The sequence below is a fragment of the Cellulomonas massiliensis JC225 genome (genome assembly GCF_000312005.1).
GTDB classification, from domain to species: domain Bacteria; phylum Actinomycetota; class Actinomycetes; order Actinomycetales; family Cellulomonadaceae; genus Cellulomonas; species Cellulomonas massiliensis.
Genome location: NZ_HE978588.1, coordinates 2476417 through 2495300, shown reverse-complemented (window position 1 = coordinate 2495300; position 18884 = coordinate 2476417). Strand labels below are relative to the sequence as shown.

General features: G+C 75.5%; 17 protein-coding genes and 4 tRNA genes. 12 read left to right on the top strand and 9 right to left on the bottom strand.

The genetic code is table 11. The features are described 5' to 3' along the window. Together HGCM_RS19955 and HGCM_RS11845 are read right to left on the bottom strand one after the other, a co-directional pair. Positions 1-413, bottom strand: a 413-nt coding sequence (locus tag HGCM_RS19955; RefSeq protein ID WP_040399083.1) for a hypothetical protein, incomplete at its 3' end; no start/stop codon positions are given. Positions 414-602: 189 nt separating this feature from the next. Next, a tRNA-Val gene (locus tag HGCM_RS11845) sits at positions 603-674 on the bottom strand. Positions 675-1025: 351 nt separating this feature from the next. Between HGCM_RS11845 and HGCM_RS11840 the strand changes: the two genes are divergently transcribed. Further along, entirely contained in the window at positions 1026-1451 is a 426-nt protein-coding gene (locus HGCM_RS11840; RefSeq protein ID WP_026075436.1) for an SsgA family sporulation/cell division regulator, read from the top strand. 86 nt (positions 1452-1537) lie between these two features. On the opposite strand, the gene HGCM_RS11835 is transcribed toward HGCM_RS11840, so the two are convergent. Further along, positions 1538-2398: an aminotransferase class IV gene (locus HGCM_RS11835; protein WP_019137047.1), complete on the bottom strand. Its 861-nt coding sequence runs from the start codon at positions 2396-2398 to the stop codon at positions 1538-1540. Then, a complete protein-coding gene (locus HGCM_RS11830) occupies positions 2395-3489 on the bottom strand; it encodes a chorismate-binding protein (protein ID WP_019137046.1) in 1095 nt (364 codons plus the stop codon). The genes HGCM_RS11835 and HGCM_RS11830 overlap by 4 nt, the downstream gene beginning before the upstream one ends. A 159-nt stretch (positions 3490-3648) precedes the next feature. Here HGCM_RS11830 and HGCM_RS11825 point away from each other — a divergent pair. The 5 genes from HGCM_RS11825 (at position 3649) to HGCM_RS20290 (ending at position 5012) form a co-directional block, all read left to right on the top strand. Continuing rightward, a tRNA-Gly gene (locus HGCM_RS11825) sits at positions 3649-3720 on the top strand. Between the two features lie 45 nt (positions 3721-3765). Continuing rightward, positions 3766-3836, top strand: a tRNA-Cys gene (locus HGCM_RS11820). 18 nt (positions 3837-3854) lie between these two features. Then, positions 3855-3926, top strand: a tRNA-Val gene (locus HGCM_RS11815). 145 nt (positions 3927-4071) lie between these two features. Then, the gene (mobA, locus tag HGCM_RS11810) at positions 4072-4725 is read left to right on the top strand and encodes a molybdenum cofactor guanylyltransferase (RefSeq protein WP_019137045.1); all 654 of its coding nucleotides are present in this window, start codon (positions 4072-4074) and stop codon (positions 4723-4725) included. Next, complete coding sequence (locus HGCM_RS20290; RefSeq protein WP_019137044.1) at positions 4722-5012, top strand: DUF6457 domain-containing protein; 291 nt, start codon at positions 4722-4724, stop codon at positions 5010-5012. Before mobA ends, HGCM_RS20290 begins: the two co-directional genes overlap by 4 nt. Before the next feature lie 18 nt (positions 5013-5030). On the opposite strand, the gene HGCM_RS11800 is transcribed toward HGCM_RS20290, so the two are convergent. Continuing rightward, entirely contained in the window at positions 5031-5372 is a 342-nt protein-coding gene (locus HGCM_RS11800) for a cupin domain-containing protein (RefSeq protein ID WP_019137043.1), read from the bottom strand. Between the two features lie 213 nt (positions 5373-5585). On the opposite strand from HGCM_RS11800, the gene HGCM_RS11795 reads away from it, so the two are divergent. Continuing rightward, complete coding sequence (locus HGCM_RS11795) at positions 5586-7442, top strand: bifunctional metallophosphatase/5'-nucleotidase (RefSeq protein WP_019137042.1); 1857 nt, start codon at positions 5586-5588, stop codon at positions 7440-7442. 79 nt (positions 7443-7521) lie between these two features. Here HGCM_RS11795 and HGCM_RS11790 read toward each other — a convergent pair whose 3' ends face one another. Both HGCM_RS11790 and HGCM_RS11785 read right to left on the bottom strand, forming a co-directional pair. Next, positions 7522-9015 (bottom strand): AAA family ATPase, encoded by a 1494-nt coding sequence (locus HGCM_RS11790; protein WP_040399802.1) that lies wholly within the window; start codon positions 9013-9015, stop codon positions 7522-7524. Positions 9016-9133: 118 nt separating this feature from the next. After that, the gene (locus HGCM_RS11785) at positions 9134-9643 is read right to left on the bottom strand and encodes a mycothiol transferase (protein WP_019137040.1); all 510 of its coding nucleotides are present in this window, start codon (positions 9641-9643) and stop codon (positions 9134-9136) included. A 422-nt stretch (positions 9644-10065) separates the two neighbouring features. On the opposite strand from HGCM_RS11785, the gene kdpA reads away from it, so the two are divergent. Genes kdpA through HGCM_RS11750 form a run of 5 tightly spaced genes read left to right on the top strand, consistent with a single transcriptional unit; the run spans position 10066 to position 17729 of the window. Continuing rightward, positions 10066-11751, top strand: a complete 1686-nt coding sequence (gene kdpA, locus HGCM_RS11770) for a potassium-transporting ATPase subunit KdpA (RefSeq protein WP_019137038.1) — start codon at positions 10066-10068, stop codon at positions 11749-11751. After that, the gene (gene kdpB / locus HGCM_RS11765) at positions 11748-13880 is read left to right on the top strand and encodes a potassium-transporting ATPase subunit KdpB (RefSeq protein ID WP_019137037.1); all 2133 of its coding nucleotides are present in this window, start codon (positions 11748-11750) and stop codon (positions 13878-13880) included. Before kdpA ends, kdpB begins: the two co-directional genes overlap by 4 nt. Continuing rightward, positions 13877-14512 carry a potassium-transporting ATPase subunit KdpC gene (gene kdpC, locus HGCM_RS11760; RefSeq protein WP_019137036.1) on the top strand — a complete coding sequence of 212 codons (636 nt, stop codon included), beginning with the start codon at positions 13877-13879 and terminating at the stop codon, positions 14510-14512. Before kdpB ends, kdpC begins: the two co-directional genes overlap by 4 nt. Then, the gene (locus HGCM_RS11755) at positions 14509-17049 is read left to right on the top strand and encodes a DUF4118 domain-containing protein (protein WP_019137035.1); all 2541 of its coding nucleotides are present in this window, start codon (positions 14509-14511) and stop codon (positions 17047-17049) included. Before kdpC ends, HGCM_RS11755 begins: the two co-directional genes overlap by 4 nt. Continuing rightward, positions 17046-17729: a response regulator gene (locus HGCM_RS11750; protein ID WP_019137034.1), complete on the top strand. Its 684-nt coding sequence runs from the start codon at positions 17046-17048 to the stop codon at positions 17727-17729. The genes HGCM_RS11755 and HGCM_RS11750 overlap by 4 nt, the downstream gene beginning before the upstream one ends. 43 nt (positions 17730-17772) lie before the next feature. On the opposite strand, the gene HGCM_RS11745 is transcribed toward HGCM_RS11750, so the two are convergent. Both HGCM_RS11745 and HGCM_RS11740 read right to left on the bottom strand, forming a co-directional pair. Beyond that, positions 17773-18114: a YciI family protein gene (locus HGCM_RS11745; protein ID WP_019137033.1), complete on the bottom strand. Its 342-nt coding sequence runs from the start codon at positions 18112-18114 to the stop codon at positions 17773-17775. A 95-nt stretch (positions 18115-18209) separates the two neighbouring features. Next, positions 18210-18824 carry a TetR/AcrR family transcriptional regulator gene (locus HGCM_RS11740; protein WP_019137032.1) on the bottom strand — a complete coding sequence of 205 codons (615 nt, stop codon included), beginning with the start codon at positions 18822-18824 and terminating at the stop codon, positions 18210-18212. Positions 18825-18884 lie beyond the last annotated feature (60 nt).

Genomic DNA, 18884 nt, shown 5'->3' with positions numbered 1-18884 from the left:
CGCGCCGCGTCCTCCTGCACCGCCGCCTCGACCCGCGCGCCGGAGGCCGACGCCCACCGCCCGGCGGTGAGCGTGGCGGCCTGCGGCAGCTCCGCGTCGGACACCAGCTCGACGGGGCCCTGCGGGGCGTCGAGAGTGACGCGCGTCGAGCGCGTCACCTGCGCGTCCGGACCGACCCGACGCAGCAGCACCGCCCGGGCGGCGGCGTCCTGGGCCGCCGCGTCGGGGGCGAGGTGGGTCTCCACCCGGAGCGACGCCGTGGCCCCCGGCGCCGTGAGAAGGGACCTCAGGCCCTGGTCCGTCGCGCCGGGGAGCCCGAGCGGCGCCGACGCGACGACGAACGTGCCGGCGACGAGCGCCACGGCGCCCAGCACGGGCAGGCGCGTCGCGAGCCGGCGCAGGACGAGGGGCACGGGCACAGTGTGCCGACGGTTGCCCGGGACACCCGCCACCGGGGTGTCGCCCGGCGCGGCGCCGGTGCTGCGACGCGCGGCGACGGCGGAGCGACCGGCCTCGCCGGCACGGCGGCGCGCGGGCCGTCCTCGGGCGTCGCCGGACACACGAAAGCCCCGGCCGGAACCGGGGCTGACCTGCACTGACGGTGGGCGATACTGGGTTCGAACCAGTGACCTCCTCGGTGTGAACGAGGCGCTCTACCACTGAGCCAATCGCCCGGGAGCCACTCGGGGTGACGTCCGAGAGGATGCTACCCAACCCACGGCCAGATTCCGAACCGGGGTCCGGCGGCGGGCACGACGGCCGCCCGACGACGCCACGGGCCGCCACGCGACCAGCCCGTCCTCACGCGGGCGCGCGGCCACGCGCGGGACGCACGCGCGTGGTGAAGGTCATGCAGCGCGATCGCTCAAGTCCGGCGCTCCGCGTCCCGATGAACGATCATGCACGATTCGGGCACCTGGTCGGATGACCTCCCTCCGGGTGAACATGTGCCGGACAACGGTCCAATCGGGCATCTCGCTGCCATGATGAGAGGGCCCGAGCCCCAGAACCCCGTGGAGGACCCGATGACGCAGTCGTATGACGTCGTCGAGGTCGTCGCCATGCAGCTCATCGGGTCCGACGCGAGCGTCATCCCGGTGAGCGCCGAGCTCTCCTTCAGGGCGACCGATCCCTACACCGTGCGCGCCGTCTTCACCGGGCCGCACACGATGTCGACGTGGCTGGTCGGGCGTGAGCTGCTGTCCCTCGGGATGCACGCGAGCGCCGACGCACCTGCCGGGACCGGCGACGTGCAGGTGTGGCGTGACGAGGACCCTGACTACGTGCTGGTGTCGCTCAGCGGCGTGGAGGGCAGCGCGCTGCTCGCCGCCCCCGCCGAGCCGCTGGTGCGCTTCCTGGCAGCGACCGAGGCGCTCGTGCCGCTCGGCACCGAGAGCGCCCGCATGGAGAACGAGATCACGGCGCTCATCGCCGCCCTGCTGACGGCCTGAGCCGTCGCACACCCTCCCGGCCGGTTCCGCGACGACGCGGGACCGGTCGTCGTGTGTCCGGGTGCGAGCCGGCGGTCCCGCCCGGCTCAGGGGTCGATGTCGTCGGCGAGCCGGGCCTGGAACAGCTCGCGCAGCTGCACCGACAGCTCCCCGGGGGCCACGTCCTGCTCGTCCAGCCGCACGACGGGCGAGACGTTGCGGATCGACCCGGTCATCGTGAGGTGCGCGCTGCCGGCCAGCACGTCGTCCAGCACCTCGTAGCGCAGCTCGCCCTCCGCGGCCTCGCGGACCGGCAGGCCCGCGGCCGCGCCCCACTCGAGCGCGAGCTCGCGCGTGATGCCGGCGAGGCACCCGCTCGAGAGCGGCGGCGTGAGCAGCTCGCCGCCGCGCTCCACGAACGCGTTCGACGCGGTCCCCTCGCAGAGGTGGCCGACCGTGTTGGCGAGCACGGCCTCGTCGGCGCCGCGCCGGCGCGCCTCGGCCAGCGCGACCACGTTCTCCGCGTACGACGTCGTCTTGAGCCCGGCGACGGACGAGCGCTCGTTGCGCACCCACGGCACCCGGACCACGCGGCTCGTCGGCGAGCGGGTCGCCGGTCCGGCCAGGACGACGAGCGTGTGCCGCTGCTGCGCGGGGTCGAACCGGTCGGAGCCGAGCGGTCCGGGACCGCCGGTCACGGTGATCCGCACCCGTCCGGCGTCGGGCGCCGCGGCGAGCACCGCCGCCACGCCCTCGCGCAGGGCCTGCTCGTCCGGCGCCGCGAGGCCGATGCCGCGCGCCGAGCGCTCGAGGCGCCGCAGGTGGCGCGTGAGGGCGAACGCCGTGCCCTGCTCCACGGCGCACGTCTCGAAGACGCCGTCGCCCACCGTGAGGCCGTGGTCGACGCCGACGACCAGCGGCTCGGAGGGGTCGACCAGCCGACCGTCGGACCAGATCGCGACACTCATCGGGCCAGTGTGCCCTGACCGGACGCGAGCGCCACGAGCCGCGCCGCCTTGAGCTCCGTCTCCGCCCACTCGGCCGCCGGGTCGCTCCCCCACGTGATCCCGGCGCCCGTGCCGAACCGCAGCACGCCCTGCGTCCACCAGAACGTGCGGATGCCGACGGCGAGCTCGGCGCGGGTGCGGCCGTCCGGCGCCACGTGCACCCAGCCGACGGCGCCGCAGTACGGGCCGCGGGCGACGGGCTCGAGCGCGGCGATGATCCGCAGAGCCGACGACTTCGGCGCGCCCGAGACCGAGCCCGGCGGGTACGTCGCGTCGAGCAGCGGTCCCCACAGGCGCTCCCCGCGGACGCCGGCCGCCAGCCGGCCCTGCACGGTGGAGACGAGGTGGACGAGCCCGGGGTGCCGCTCGACGCCGAGCAGCCGGGTGACCTCGACGGTGCCCGGCTCGCACACGTGCTGCAGGTCGTTGCGGACCAGGTCGGTGATCATGACGTTCTCGGCGCGGTCCTTGTTCCCCAGGCCCGCCACCGTCGCCGCGGTGCCCTTGATCGGCCCCGACGTCACGACGCCGTCCTCGAGGCGCAGGAACAGCTCGGGCGACGCCGTCACGACCCACACGCCGTCGGCTCCGCCGCCCGGGACGTGCACGCCGCCCGCGTACGGCGCGGGGTTGCCCGCGTCGAGCACCGCGGCGAGCGCCTGCGCGTCGGGCTCATCGGCCAGCGGCGCCGCGAGCACCCGGCAGAGGTTCGCCTGGTACACGTCCCCGGCGCGGATGCGCTCGCGCACCGCCGCGACGGCGGCCGTGTACCCGTCCCGGTCGAGGGACGACGACCACGCCCCTGGGGCCGGGCCCGACCAGCGCGGCGCCCCTCCGGCGGACGGGGACCGCGGCGCCCGGACCACCTCGTCGAACCGCCACGCGCGCACGCCACCCTGGAACTCGCCGACGAGCGCCCACCACCCCGGCCGGGCCAGCGCCTCCGGCTCCGCGAGCACGTCGACGACCTCGACGGGGCGGCGCGCCAGGGTGTCGCCGAACCACGCGAGACCGTCCTGCGCGGGGCGCGACACGACGGGTCCGGGGGGCACCCGCCGAGGCTACCGGCGCCGATCCCGCGGGATCATCGGGCTCCCGGCGCACCGACGCCGAGGGTTGCGCAGGCCACAGCGGGCCAGTTGGACTCGGGCGAGAGAACTCGGTTAAAGTCTGGGACGCACACGGAGCCGGTGAGAGCCGGACCGTGACGCGCGGACGTGGCTCAGTGGTAGAGCATCACCTTGCCAAGGTGAGGGTCGCGGGTTCGAATCCCGTCGTCCGCTCGGAGACATCCTTTCGGCGTTGGCCGCTGAGGACTGCGGTCTCAGGGTGGAGTGGCCGAGAGGCGAGGCAGCGGCCTGCAAAGCCGTATACGTGGGTTCGAATCCCATCTCCACCTCGCATCAGCACCACCCCCGGGCGATTGGCGCAGCGGTAGCGCGCTTCCCTGACACGGAAGAGGTCACTGGTTCGATCCCAGTATCGCCCACTCGGAAAACCCCTGGTCACCAGGGGTTTTCGTCTTTTCCGGGCTCGTTCGGTGCCCACGACGTGCCCACGACGTGCCCACGACGCGCCCCGTCGCCAACTGCGGCGCAGGCCGCGCCGCGGGCCGAGGTCCGTACCCTGGGCGGGTGCGAGGACGCGCGCCCGAGCTGCGGGACGACGGCGGCACGGTCGCCGTGCTGCTGTCGGGCGGCCGCGCGCGCCGGCTCGGCGGGCTGTCGAAGGCGCGGGTCGAGGTCGGGGGCCGCGCGATGCTCGACCTCGTGCTCGACGCGGTCCTGCGCGCGCAGGTCCGACGGGTCGTCGTCGTCGGCGACCCGCCGAGCACGGCGCGCGAGGGCGTCGAGGTGACCCGGGAGGAGCCGGCGTACGGCGGGCCACTGGCTGCGCTCGCCGCCGGGCTCGAGGCCGTCCCCGCCGCGGTGGCCGACGTGCTGGTCCTCGCCTGCGACCTGCCGCGGGCCGACGAGCTCGTCCCGGCCCTGCTCCAGGCTCCGGAGCCCGCCGGGGCCGACGGCGCCGTGCTCGTGGACGCCGGGGGCCGCGAGCAGTGGCTCGCGGGCCGGTACGCCGCGGCTCCCCTGCGCGCGGTGGTGTGGCAGGTCGCCGAACAGCGCGGCGGGCGGCTCACGGGCGCGCCGCTGCGTGCCGCCCTCGGCAGGCTCGCGCTGGTCCGCCTGCCGGACCCCGACCACGCGAGCGACGACGTCGACACGCCCGAGGACCTCGCGCGCGCACGCGCGGCGGCGTCCGCCCGGCCGACCGGAGGAGGACCACGATGAGCGCCGACCACCTGCCGCCCGAGGCGCTGGACGACTGGCTCGCCGGCGTGAGCGGCCTGTTCGGCCTCGCCGGCGTGACGACGGACGAGACCGCCGTCGTGCTCGACGTCGCCCGCGACGTCGCCCGGGGCGTGGCGCGGCCCGCCGCACCGCTCACCGCCTACCTGCTCGGGCTGGCGGCCGGCCGCGCGTCGGCCGCCGGGGAGCCGGTCGCCGCCGCGACCGCCCGGCTCGCCGGCGAGCTCCGGGCCCTCCTGGCCCCCGACGCGCCCGCCTCGGACGGCTGAGCCACCCCGGCGGACGGGTCAGTCGAGGCTGCCGGGCTGGCTCGTCACGGTCGTCAGCAGGAACGCGGTGTCCTCCAGCGCGCTCACCGCGTGGCGCTCGTGCGTGAGCGCGGCGAGGCGTCCCTCGGTCAGCGGCCCCTCGTCCATCCCGGTCACCACCAGGCTGCCGACGAGGACCTGCACGGACGCCGCGTGCGGCGAGTTGTGCTCCGCGAGCTCGGTGCCGGCCGTCAGCGCGATGACCGTCTGCCGCAGCACGCCGTCGTGCACCAGGAGCTCGGCCGACCGCCCGTGGGGGTCCTGGCGCGCGAGGGCGAGGTGCTCCTCGGCGACCTGCGCGACGCTGCGGTGGTCCGTCATCCGCTCCTCCTGTCGTCGTGGCCGTGGCGTCGTGGCCGTGGCGCTGCCCGGCTGCCGGCCGGGCCCGCCGGGCGTCCCTCGACCGTACCGGCGGCCGTCGTGCGGCGCTCATCTGCGCGTTCGTCCACGGTCGCGCTCGCGTCACCCGTTCGGGGTAGCGTGCCCGGCGCGCCGTGATCCGGTGCATCACCGACATGCAGGGAGAGACCAGACATGACGAGACACCCGCACCGCCGCAGCGTCGCGGCGGCCGGAGCCGTCCTGGCCGGGGCCGCACTGGTCGCCGCGCTCGCCACCCCGGCCGCCGCCGGCGGCTCCGGGGGCCACGGCGGGCACGGCGGCCACGGGTCCGGCCGCGACTACCACCTCACGATCATGGGGACGACGGACCTGCACGGGAACGTCTTCAACTGGGACTACTTCAAGGACGCGGAGTACGACGACAGCGCGCACAACGACGTGGGCCTGGCGAAGGTGTCGACGCTCGTGAACCAGGTGCGCCGCGAGAAGGGCGCGCGCAACACGCTGCTCGTCGACGCGGGCGACACGATCCAGGGCACGTCGCTGGCCTACTACTACGCCAAGGTCGACCCGATCACCGACGGCGGCACGCACCCGATGGCCGCCGCCATGAACGCGATCGGCTACGACGCCGCCGCGCTCGGCAACCACGAGTTCAACTACGGCATCCCCTACCTGCGCGCGTTCGAGCGGCAGCTCGACTTCCCGCTCCTCGGCGCGAACGCCCTCTCCGACCGGACGAACCGGCCGGCGTTCGACCCGTACGTCATCACGACCGTCCGGCCCGCGCACGGCAAGCCGGTCAAGGTCGGCATCCTCGGCCTGACGAACCCCGGCATCGCGATCTGGGACAAGGCGAACGTCGAGGGCAAGCTGCACTTCGACGGCCTCGTCGAGCAGGCCCGGCGATGGGTGCCCGAGCTGCGCCGCAAGGGCGCCGACGTCGTGCTCGTCTCCGCGCACTCGGGCGCCGACACCTCGTCGTCCTACGGTGACGCGCTGCCGTTCCCGGAGAACGCGGCCACCCTCGTCGCGCAGCAGGTGCCGGGCATCGACGCGATCCTCGTCGGGCACGCGCACCAGGAGATCGCGGAGCGCGTCGTGACGAACCAGCAGACCGGCAAGGAGGTCGTGCTGTCCGAGCCGCTGCGCTGGGGCGAGCGGCTGTCCCTGTTCGACGTGGAGCTGCGCCAGGTGCACGGCCGCTGGCGTGTGCAGGACGTCAGCGCGTCCGTCCGGAACACCAACACCGTGCCGGAGGACCCGAGGATCGTCCGCCTGCTGCAGGACGAGCACGCGACCGTCGTCGACTACGTGAACAGCGTGATCGGCACGTCCACGGAGGCGATGTCGGCCGCGACCGCCCGCTACGAGGACACCGCGGCTCTCGACTTCATCAACCACGTCCAGGCGGAGGCCGTGAAGGCCGAGCTCACGGGCGCGGACGCGCAGCTGCCGGTGCTGTCGATCGCGGCGCCGTTCAACCGCGAGGCGGCCATCCCCGCGGGCGAGGTCTCGGTGCGCGACGTTGCCGGGCTGTACATCTACGACAACACGCTGCTGGGCATCAAGCTCACCGGCGCGCAGGTCAAGGCGTACCTCGAGAAGTCCACGGAGTACTTCCGGGGCGTCCCCGGCCCCGGCACGTACGCCGCCGACGCCGTCACCAACGCCCCGACGGGCACGGCGCCGAACGGGACGCCGGACTACAACTACGACGTGATGGGCGGGCTCGACGCGCCGCTGACGTACGACATCGACCTGTCGGCGCCGGTCGGCTCGCGCATCACGCACCTCGCCTACGGCGGCACGCCGGTCGCCGACGGGCAGGAGTTCGTGGTCGCGATCAACAACTACCGGCAGTCCGGCGGCGGGTCGTTCCCGGGCGTCGTCGGCGCCCCGGTCGTCTACAACCGCCAGGTGGAGATCCGGCAGCTGCTCATCGACTGGGTGACCCAGCACCAGGTCGTCGACCCGGCGCTGTTCTCGTCGACGAACCCGGACTGGCGGCTGACCGCCGGCACGCAGCCGCTCACGATCACCCCCTGAGCGCGGCGGTGGACGCGCCCGTCGGCCCCGGCCGGCGGGCGCGTCGCCGTCTGCACCGACGCCGCACCGGGGGGCCGCGTCAGCCGGCGGGGACGGTGCGGGGCGCGGCCCAGGCCCGCAGCTGGGCGACCTTCTCCGCCATGACGACGGACAGCGGCGTCGTGGCCCGCAGCTCCGCCTCGACGTGCGCAGCCGTCAGCGCCGCGCCCTGGGCGTACGCGGCGAACGTCGCGGACACCACCGCCTGCTCGATCTCGGCGCCCGAGCAGCCCTGGCTCGCGGCGACGAGCCGGCCGGCCTCGTCCGCGTCGAGGGTCAGGCCGTGCGCGGCGCAGTGGACCGCCGCGACCTGAGCCCTGGTCGCGTCGTCCGGGAGGTCGACGAAGAAGATCTCGTCGAAGCGGCCCTTGCGGACGAGCTCCGGGGGCAGCCGCGTGACGTCGTTCGCGGTGGCGACGACGAAGACGGGCGCGTCGCGCTCCTGCAGCCAGGTCAGCAGCGTGCCCAGCACGCGCCGGGAGGCGCCCGCGTCGCCGTCGGAGGCGTCGAGCGCCTTCTCCAGCTCGTCGATCCAGACGACGCACGGCGCCATCACCTCGGCCGTGGCGACGGCGTCGCGCAGACGACGCTCCGACTCCCCCACGTACTTGTCGTGCACGGCGGCCATGTCCAGGCGCAGCAGCGGGACGCCCAGCAGACCGGCGGCGGCCTTCGCGGCCATTGACTTGCCGCACCCCTGCACGCCGAGCAGCAGCACGCCCTTCGGCGGGCGCAGGTGGGGCGCCGAGCGGTCGAACGCGGGCCGTCGCAGCGCGAGCCACCGCTTGAGGTGCGTCATGCCGGCGACCTGGGACATCGGCACGGTGTCGAGCTCGAACTCGAGGATGCCGTCGCGCGCCAGCAGCGCGTGCTTCGCGCGCATGACCTCCGGCAGGTCGGACGCGTCCAGCGCGCCGTCGTCGAAGACCGCGGTGCGGGCCAGGCGCTCGACGTCCCCGCGGGACAGCCCCGAGAGGTTCGCGACCACCCGCTGCGTGACCTCCTGGTCGAGCATCGGCAGGCGGCCCGTCGTCTGCGTCCACTCCTCGCCGACCCGGCTCACGATCGCGCGGCGCTCCTCCGCGTCGGGGAAGTCGACGACGAACGACGCCGCCAGGTGCGCCAGCTCCGGCGGCAGGCGCAGGGCGTGGCTGACGAGCACCAGCGTGCGCCCGCTGCGCTCGAAATGCTGGCACAGCTCCTTGAGCAAGCGGACCGTCACCGGGTCGTCGAGGTACGGGTGGAAGTCCAGCAGGACGTACACGCTGGGCGGCGCCGCGTCGAACAGCGAGCGCAGCAGCGTGGAGGGGTCGGCGTTGTGCGCCTGCGCGCCGCCGAGGTCCTGGTCGACGCGCTCGAGGCCCGAGGTCACCGACCACCGGAACACGCGGCGCTGGACCAGCGCGCCCGGGCCGCTCACCGTCGAGCGGACGAGCTCGACCGCGTAGTCCTCGTCGGCGGTCTCCACGACGACGAGCGGCGTGCGTCCGGCGACGAGCGCGGCGAGGTCACGGCGCGAGTCCGTCCGGGGCATGGCGGTCATGATGCCGCCGTGGCCGTCCGGCAGCCGCGACGGCGCGCGGCGCGCGGTGGCCCCGCCGCTCCCGCCGCAGGTCAACGCGTCGAAGGACGCGCCGGATCACCCGTTCGGGTCAGCGCGCTCGCAGCAGCAGCCCGCGCACGTACGCGGCCTGGCCCAGGTGCGCCAGCGCGTCGCCGACGACGCTGACGAGGCGCACGCCGAGCGTCACGGGCGGGTCCCAGCGGGTGTCGACCACCCGGTCGAGGTCGTCCGGGCCGACGCCGCCGAGCGCCTCGTCGGCGGCGGCCGCGACGGCCTCGACGTAGCCGGTGAGCAGCGCGGCGGGCGCGCGGACCGCCGCAACCTCCCGGCTGGAGTGCCCGTAGCCGGTGGACCCGGCGGGCAGCGGCAGCCCGAACCGCTCGCGCCAGCCGCCGGTCTCCCACACCTGCTCGGTGCCGAACGCCTCCGCGAGCTGCGCGTCCTGACCGCGCCCGGTGTGCCACAGCAGCCACGCCACGGTGTTGGCCTCGGAGTCGACCCGGGCCGAGAGCTCGCCCTCGGTGAGGCCGTCGACGGCCCCGTGGGCGAGCTTCGGCACCCGCCCGAAGGTGTCCCGCAGCAGGTCGGCGGCGTCCATCGGCGTCCCTCTCCCTCGGTCCCGGCGGCGCTTCCGTGCGCTCCGCGCCAGCAGCGACGCTACGGCGCCGGCGTCCGCCCCGCGCGCCGGACGAGCGCCGCTTGCGCGCGCCACCGGCAGGGATCCGGCAAGACCGCCGGCCCGCCCGTCAGGGATCCGTCAAGGTCGCCGCCGCTCACCCGTGGCGCGCGTAGACCGGGGTCTGCACCCGCACGGTGCCTCGCCCTCTCGTGGAACGGACCGGCCATGGCCGACCTCGCCTACCTCGCCCTCACGGTCGTGTTCTTCGCGGCCGTCGCCGCCCTCGCCCGACGGGCCGACCGCCGGTGAGCGCGGCCGACGTCGTCGCCCTCGTGCTCGCGGCGGGCCTCCTCGTGCTGCTCGTGGCGCACCTGCTGCGCCCGGACGGGGAGCGCTGAGCCGTGACCGCGTCCGCCCCCTCCGCCGTCGTCGTCCTCACCGCCGCCGGGCAGGTCCTGCTCGTGGTCCTCGTCCTGGCCGCGGCGCACCGTCCGCTCGGCGACCACGTCGCACGCACCCTCACGTCACCGCGCCACCTCGCCGTCGAGCGCGCCGGCTACCGCCTCATGCGCGTCGACCCGGACGCCGAGCAGCGCTGGAGCACCTACCTGCTCTCGCTGCTGGGCTTCTCGCTGGCGTCGGTCGTGGTGCTGTACGCGCTCGCCCGCCTGCAGTCCGCGCTCCCCCTCAGCCTCGGCACGGCGCCGTTCGACCCCGCGGGGGCCTGGAACACGGCCGTCTCGTTCGCGACGAACACCAACTGGCAGTGGTACTCCGGCGAGCAGGCGGCCGGGCACCTGCTCCAGATGGCCGGGCTGACGGTGCAGAACTTCGTCTCCGCAGCGGTGGGGGTCGCCGTCATGGCGGCGCTCGCCCGCGGTTTCGCGCGCAGCGGGACGGACGCCCGCGTCGGCAACTTCTGGGCCGACCTCGTGCGCACGACCGTGCGGGTGCTGCTGCCGCTGGCCGCCGTCCTCGCGCTCGTCCTCGTCGCGGGTGGCGTGGTCCAGAACCTGCTGCCGCACGAGGCGGTGACGACCCTGGCGGGGGGCACGCAGGAGGTGCTGGGCGGGCCGGTCGCGTCGCAGGAGGCGATCAAGCAGCTCGGCACGAACGGCGGCGGCTTCTTCAACGCCAACTCCGCCCACCCGCTGGAGAACCCGACGCCCTGGACGAACGCGCTGCAGGTCGTCGCGATGCTCCTGCTGCCGTTCGCCCTGCCGCGCACGTTCGCCGTCATGGTGGGCGACCGCCGCCAGGGCTGGGCGATCCTCGCGACGATGTCGACGCTGTGGCTCGCGTCCGTCGCGCTGCTCACCTGGGCCGAGCTCTCGGGCGCCGGCGCGGTCGGGCGCGCCGCCGGCGCGGCGATGGAGGGCAAGGAGGTGCGGTTCGGCGAGGCGGCGTCGGCCCTGTTCGCGGCGTCGACGACCATGACGTCCACCGGTGCGGTGAACGCGATGCACGACTCGCTGACGGCGCCGGGCGGCGGCGTCGCCATGGTCGGGATGCTGCTGGGCGAGGTCGCCCCCGGCGGCGTCGGGTCCGGCGTCTACGGCCTGGTCGTCCTCGCCGTCGTGGCGGTGTTCCTCGCCGGGCTCATGGTGGGCCGCACGCCCGAGTACCTGGGCAAGAAGCTGGGGCGTGAGGAGATCACGCTCGTCGCGCTCGTCGTCCTGACGATGCCGGCCGTGGTGCTCGTGGGCACGGCGCTGTCCGTCGTCAGCGGCCCGGGTCTCGCCGGCCTGCAGGAGCACGGGCCCCACGGGCTGTCCGAGGTGCTCTACGCGTTCGCGTCGGCGGGCAACAACAACGGCTCGGCCTTCGCGGGGCTGTCGAGCGGCACGCCGTACTACGACACCCTGCTCGGCCTCGCGATGCTCGTCGGTCGGTTCGTGCCGATCGCCCTCGTCCTCGCGCTCGCCGGCCGGCTCGCGAGCGCCCGCCGCGTGCCGGCCGGCGCCGGGACGCTGCCGACCCACTCCCCCCTGTTCGTCGGGCTGCTCGTCGCCGTCACGCTCGTCGTCGTCGGCCTGACCTTCGTCCCCGCCCTCTCCCTCGGCCCCGTCGTGGAGTCCCTCTCATGAGCACGAGCACCCCCGTCCGCCCGTCGTCGCCCGTGACCGCCCGCCCGGTGGCCGGCGCGCCCACGGTGCTGTCCGTCCGCCAGCTGGCGGCCGCCCTGCCCGACGCGCTGCGAGGCCTCGACCCCCGGCGCCTGCGGCGCACCCCGGTGCTGCTCGTCGTCGAGGTCGGCGCGGCCTTCACGACCGTGCTCGCCGCGATCGAGCCCGACGCGTTCGCCTGGTCGATCACGGCGTGGCTCTGGCTGACGGTGCTGTGCGCGACGCTCGCGGAGGCGGTCGCGGAGGGCCGCGGCAAGGCGCAGGCCGCGAGCCTGCGCGCGACGCAGCGCGAGACGACCGCCCTGCGCGTCGTCGCGCCGCCGGACACGCTCGAGCACACCACGGGCCTCGCGGCGCTCCCGACGCAGGAGGTGCCCAGCTCGACGTTGCGGCCGGGTGACGTCGTCGTCGTCCGGGCCGGCCGGACGATCCCCGGCGACGGCGACGTCGTCGAAGGGGTCGCCAGCGTGGACGAGTCGGCGATCACCGGCGAGTCCGCCCCTGTCATCCGCGAGTCGGGCGGCGACCGCTGCGCCGTCACGGGCGGCACGGTCGTGCTGTCCGACGAGGTCGTCGTCCGGATCACCGCCGAGCCGGGACGCACCTTCGTCGACCGGATGATCGCCCTGGTCGAGGGCTCGCAGCGGCAGCGCACCCCCAACGAGGTCGCGCTCGACGTGCTGCTCACGTCGCTGACGATCGTCTTCCTGCTGGCGGTGGTGACGCTGCAGCCGTTCGCGGTCTACTCGGGCGCGCCGCAGCGGCTCGTCGTCCTCGTCGCCCTGCTCGTGTGCCTCATCCCCACGACGATCGGCGCGCTGTTGTCGGCCATCGGCATCGCCGGCATGGACCGGCTGGTGCGGCGCAACGTGCTCGCGACGAGCGGCCGGGCGGTCGAGGCGGCCGGAGACGTCGACGTCCTGCTGCTCGACAAGACCGGCACCATCACCTTCGGCAACCGGCGGGCCTCCGAGCTCGTCGCCGCCGCCGGGGTCCCGGTGGAGCGGCTCGCGGACGCCGCGCAGCTGTCCTCGATGGCCGACGAGACGCCGGAGGGCCGGTCGGTCCTCGTGCTGGTCAAGGAGCGGTTCGGCCTGCGCGAGCGTCCGGAGGGCGAGCTCGTCGGGTCGACCCTGGTGCCGTTCTCGGCCCGCACCCGGATGAGCGGCGTCGACCTCGACGGTGTCGACCCGCGGCGCGTCCGCAAGGGCGCGGCGGCCGCCGTGACGCACTGGGTCCGGTCCACCGGCGGGCACGCGGGCGACGACGTCGCGGCGACCGTCGACGCGATCGCGGCGACCGGCGGCACCCCGCTGGTGGTCGCGGAGCAGGTCGGCGACCGGCCCGCCCGGGTCCTCGGCGTCGTGCACCTCAAGGACGTCGTCAAGGACGGCCTGCGCGACCGCTTCGACGCGCTGCGGGCCATGGGCATCCGCACCGTGATGGTGACGGGCGACAACCGGGTCACCGCGGAGGCCATCGGCCGCGAGGCCGGTGTCGACGAGGTGCTCGCGGAGGCGACCCCGGAGGACAAGCTCGCCCTCATCCGCCGCGAGCAGGCCGGCGGTCGCCTCGTCGCGATGTGCGGCGACGGCACCAACGACGCGCCCGCGCTCGCCCAGGCCGACGTCGGCGTCGCGATGAGCTCGGGCACGAGCGCCGCGAAGGAGGCCGGGAACATGGTCGACCTCGACTCCGACCCGACCAAGCTCATCGAGGTCGTCGAGATCGGCAAGCAGCTGCTCATCACGCGCGGTGCCCTGACGACGTTCTCCATCGCGAACGACGTGGCCAAGTACTTCGCGATCCTCCCCGCCATGTTCGCGGTGGCGTTCCCGCCGCTGCGCGTCCTCGACGTGATGCACCTCGGCAGCCCCGAGTCGGCGGTGCTCTCGGCCGTCGTCTTCAACGCGCTCGTCATCGTCGCGCTCCTGCCGCTCGCCCTGCGGGGCGTGCGCTACCGCCCGGCCTCCGCCTCGGCCCTCCTGCGCCGCAACCTCCTGCTGTACGGCGTCGGCGGCCTCGTCGCGCCGTTCGTCGGCATCAAGCTCGTCGACCTGCTCGTCACCGCCCTGGGAGTCCTCTCGTGACCGCACCCGCCCCCCTGCGCCCCGCCACCGCCGTCCCGTTCCTGCGCCAGACGTGGGCCGGCCTGCGCGTCCTCGCCGTGCTCACCCTCGTCCTCGGCCTGGCGTACCCGCTCGCGGTCACCGCCGCCGCCCAGGTGCTGCTGCCGTGGCAGGCGCACGGCTCCCTCCTCATCGCGGACGGCGCACGCACGACGGACCGCGCGCTCGCGGTGGGCTCGGCCCCCGTGGGCCAGGCGTTCACGGGCCCGCAGTGGTTCCACCCCCGGCCGTCGGCGGCGGGCGAGGGGTACGACACCCGCGCGTCGGGAGGCTCCAACCTCGGGCCGCAGAACCCCGACCTCGTGCGGCAGGTGCAGGAGCGCCGGGCGCAGGCCGCGGAGCAGGACGGTGTCGACCCCGGTCTCGTGCCCCCCGACGCCGTCACGGCGTCCGGCTCCGGCCTGGACCCCGACATCTCCCCCGCGTGGGCGCTGCAGCAGGTGCCCCGGGTCGCGCGCGAGCGCGGGCTGCCGGAGCGGGAGGTCCGAGCGCTCGTGCGGCGGTCGACGCTCGGGCGCGACCTCGGCGTGCTCGGCGAGCCGCGGGTGAACGTGCTGCGCCTGAACCTCGCCCTGCGGACAATGGCCTCGTGACGAGCGAGCCGAGCGGCGTGCGCCGCGGCCGGCTGACGGTCTACCTGGGCGCGGCGCCCGGGGTGGGCAAGACCTACGCCGCGCTCGACGAGCTGCACCGCCGGCGAGCCCGCGGCACGGACGTCGTCGTCGGTCTGGTCGAGACCCACGGCCGGACGGCGACCGCCGCACAGCTCGACGGGCTCGAGGTGCTCGACCGGCTGGAGCTCACGCACCGCGGCCTCGCGCTCGGCGAGCTGGACGTCGCGGCGGTCCTCGTCCGCGCCCCGCAGGTCGTGCTCGTCGACGAGCTGGCGCACACCAACGCGCCCGGCTCGCGCCACGCCCGACGGTGGCAGGACGTGCAGGAGCTCCTGGAGGCGGGCGTCGACGTGCTGACCACCGTCAACGTCCAGCACCTGGAGTCGCTCAACGACGACGTCGAGCGGATCACGGGGGTGCGCCAGCGCGAGACCGTCCCCGACCACGTCGTGCGGGCGGCCGACCAGATCCAGCTCGTCGACCTCCCGCCGCAGGCGCTGCGTCGGCGCCTCGCGCACGGGAACGTCTACCGCGCGGAGCAGGTGGACGCGGCGCTCTCGTCGTACTTCCGGCTCGGCAACCTCACCGCCCTGCGGGAGCTGGCGCTGCTGTGGCTCGCCGACCTCGTCGACGACGACCTCACCGACTACCGCCGCCAGCACGCGATCGAGACGCCCTGGCCGGCGCGCGAGCGGGTCGTCGTCGCGGTGACCGGCGGCCCCGAGACCGACACGCTGCTGCGGCGCGGGGCCCGGATCGCGCAGCGCGCCGCCGGCTCGGACCTGCTCGCGGTGCACGTGCTCGCCACCGACGGCCTGCCCCGCGTGCCCCCGGCGACGCTCGCCGCCCAGCGCCGCCTCGTCGAGCAGCTCGGGGGCACCCTGCACACCGTCGTCGGCGAGGACGTCCCGAGCGCCGTGGTGGACTTCGCGCGCGGCGTCAACGCGACGATGATCGTCGTCGGGGTCTCCCGCCGGAGCCGGCTGCGCGAGGCGCTCACCGAGGGGCACGGCACCGAGATCGCCCGGCTGGCCGGCGCGATCGACGTGCACCTCGTCACGCACGAGCAGGCCCGCACCGGGCGACGGGCGGCCCGCACGTCCCCCCTGTCCCGTGGCCGCCGCGTCGCGGGCTGGCTCACCGCCCTCCTCGGCACGCCCCTGCTCACCCTCCTGCTCCTGGCGCTCGAGGACGTGCTCGAGCTGCCGAGCGACCTGCTGCTGTTCCTCGCGTTCACGGTCCTCGTCGCGCTCGTCGGCGGGCTGTGGCCGGCCCTCGTCAGCGCCGTCCTCGGGTTCCTGCTCCTCAACTGGTTCTTCACCGAGCCGACGGGCATGCTCTCGGTCGCCGAGCCGGAGAACGCGCTCGCGCTGGCCGTGTTCGTGCTGGTCGCCGCGGGGGTCGCCTCGGTGGTCGACCTGGCGGCGCGGCGGACCTCCGACGCGTTCCGGGCCCGCGCGGAGGCGAGCGCGCTGGCGGCGGTGTCCCGCTCGGTGCTGTCCGGCGAGGGGACCGCGGAGGCGCTCGTCGCGCGGCTGCGCGAGACGTTCACCCTGGACGGCGTCGCGCTGCTCGCGCGGGACGGCGGCAGGTGGGTGACGCTCGCCCGCGACGGCGCGGCCGCCGACGACCCGGCGGCCGCGTCGACCGTCGTCGAGGTCGACGAGACCCGCCTGCTCGCGCTGAGCGGCCGCGCCCTGCCCGCCTCCGACCGCCGGGTGCTCGAGGCGTTCGGCTCGCAGGTCGGCGTCCTGCTGGAGCAGGAGCGCCTGCGCGAGCGCGCCGACCACGCACGCGTCCTCGAGCAGACCGAGGGCACGCGCACCGCGCTGCTGGCGGCCGTCTCGCACGACCTGCGGACGCCGCTCGCGACCATCCGGGCGGCGGTCGACGCCCTCACCCACGACGAGCTCCGGCTGAGCGAGGCGGACCGCGACGCCCTCGTCGCGACGCTCGCCGCAGCCACCGGACGCCTCGAGCACCTCATCGACGACCTGCTCGACCTCTCACGCCTGCAGACCGGCAGCCTGCGGCCGCGGCTGCGCCCCGTGAGCCTCGAGGAGGTGGTGCCGGTCGCCGCCGAGGGGCACCCGCAGGTCCGGCTGGAGCTGCCCGAGACGCTCCCGCTGGTGCTGACGGACCCCGGCCTGCTGGAGCGGGTGGTCGCGAACCTCGTCGACAACGCGGTCCGGCACGCCCCTGCCGGGACCGCCGTCACGGTGGGCGCGCAGACGGCGCCGGCAGGGGCGGCGTCCGCGGGCCCGTCGATGGTGCTGCAGGTGGTGGACCGCGGTCCCGGCGTGCCGGACGACCTCAAGCCGCGCCTGTTCGAGCCGTTCCAGCGGCTCGGCGACGCGGCCGGCAGCGGGCTGGGGCTCGGGCTGGCGGTGGCGCAGGGCCTCGCCGACGCCGTGGGCGCCGAGGTCCGCCCCGAGGACACGCCCGGTGGAGGCCTCACCATGGTGGTCGTCGTGCCGCTGGCCGACGCCCCCGCGACCCGGGAGACCGCCCCATGAGCAACCGCGTCCTCGTCGTGGACGACGAGCCCGGACTGGCGCACGCCCTTGCGATCACCCTGCGGGCGTCGGGGTGGGACGTGACCACGGCGGCGGACGGCGCGAGCGCGATCGCCGCCGCCGCGGAGCGGGTGCCCGACGTGGTGCTGCTCGACCTCGGCCTGCCCGACATGAGCGGGCTGGACGTCATCGCCGCGCTGCGCGCGTGGACGCGCGTCCCCGTCGTCGTGCTGTCCGCGCGCCAGCACGGCGAGGACAAGGTCGAGGCGCTCGACGCGGGCGCGGACGACTACGTCACCAAGCCCTTCGCCATGAACGAGCTGCTCGCGCGCCTGCGCGCCGCCGTGCGCCGGGCCGCCGCCCCCGCCGACGGCGAGGAGTCGGTCGTGACCGCCGGCTCGCTGGTGATCGACCTCGCCCGGGCGCGCGTGCTGCGCGACGGGGTGGAGGTGCGGCTCACGCCGACGGAGTGGTCGATGCTCGAGGTGCTCGTGCGCCACCGCGGCCGGCTCGTCCCCCGGCGCCAGCTCCTGCAGGAGGTCTGGGGCCAGGCCTACTCCGACGAGACGAACTACCTGCGCGTGTACTCCGCGCAGCTGCGCCGCAAGCTCGAGGACGACCCGTCCCACCCGCGCCACCTCGTGACGCAGCCGGGGCTCGGCTACGTCTTCGAGGTGTAGGGCGCCGTCGGGCGTGGCGTGCGACGAGCCGGCCGCGTGACGGTCAGCGCCGGAAGGGGCGCACCTCGATCGGCAGCCCGATCGCGCGGGCGAACCGGTCGGCCCACGCCACCGCCTCCTCGCGGGAGGCGACGTCGACGATCGTGAAGCCGCCGAGGTGTTCGGTCGACTCGACGTAGGGCCCGTCGGCGTGGACGACGTCGCCGTCGTGCGCCCGCACGACCAGCGACTCGGCCGGCTGGGCGAGGCCGCCCGCGAAGACGTGCGCACCGGCGTCGCGCAGCTCCCGGTCGATCGCGGCGACGGCCGCCATGACCGGCTCCAGCAGCTCGGGGTCGGGGGCCGGCCCGACGGGCTCGATCACTCCCAGCAGGTACAGGCTCATGGTTCGTCCTCCAGGTCGTGGCCGGCACGGTGCCGGCGCTCGTCGGGGTGACGCGCGGCGGGGCGGGCGTTCGACCGGGCCCGACGCGCCGGCGGTCAGGGCGCCGGGGGCAGCGGGCCGGTGAGGTAGCGCTGGACGGTGGGCGCGAGGACGGCCGCGAGCCGGGCGGCGGGCAGGGACGTCAACGGCTCGACGCCGACGACGCGGCGCAGGACGACGAGGCCGACGACCTGGCTCGCGACGAGCTCGGCGCGCAGCTCGGGCTCGTCCGCCCCGATGTGCTGGGCGACGGGCACCAGCAGGCGCTGCACCATCGTCTCGCGCAGCACGGTGGCGGCGCCCGGGGACGTCGCCGCCGAGCGGACGATCGCCGCCGCCCGGCCGCCCGCGAGCGGGTCGGTGAGGACGCCGACGAAGAACCCGGCGAGCCGCTCGCCGATCCGCTCGCGCGGCACGGCGTCCAGCAGCGCGACGACGTCCGCCGGGTCGAACGGGATCTCGACCGCCGCGGCGAACAGCTCGTCCTTGGTGCCGAACCAGTGCGAGACGAGCTTGGCGTCGACGCCGGCCGCGCGGGCGACCGCGCGCATCGACGTGCGCTCGAAGCCGTGCTCGGCGAACTGGGTGCGGGCCGCGGCGAGGATCTGCTCGCGCGTCGTGCTGGGGCCGGGCCGCCGGCCGCGCGCGGGGTTGGCCGCGGGGTTGACCACCGTGCCGCACCTCCCTAGATTTCCTCACGTGACGAACTTTTCTCGTCCATCCTAGGGAGA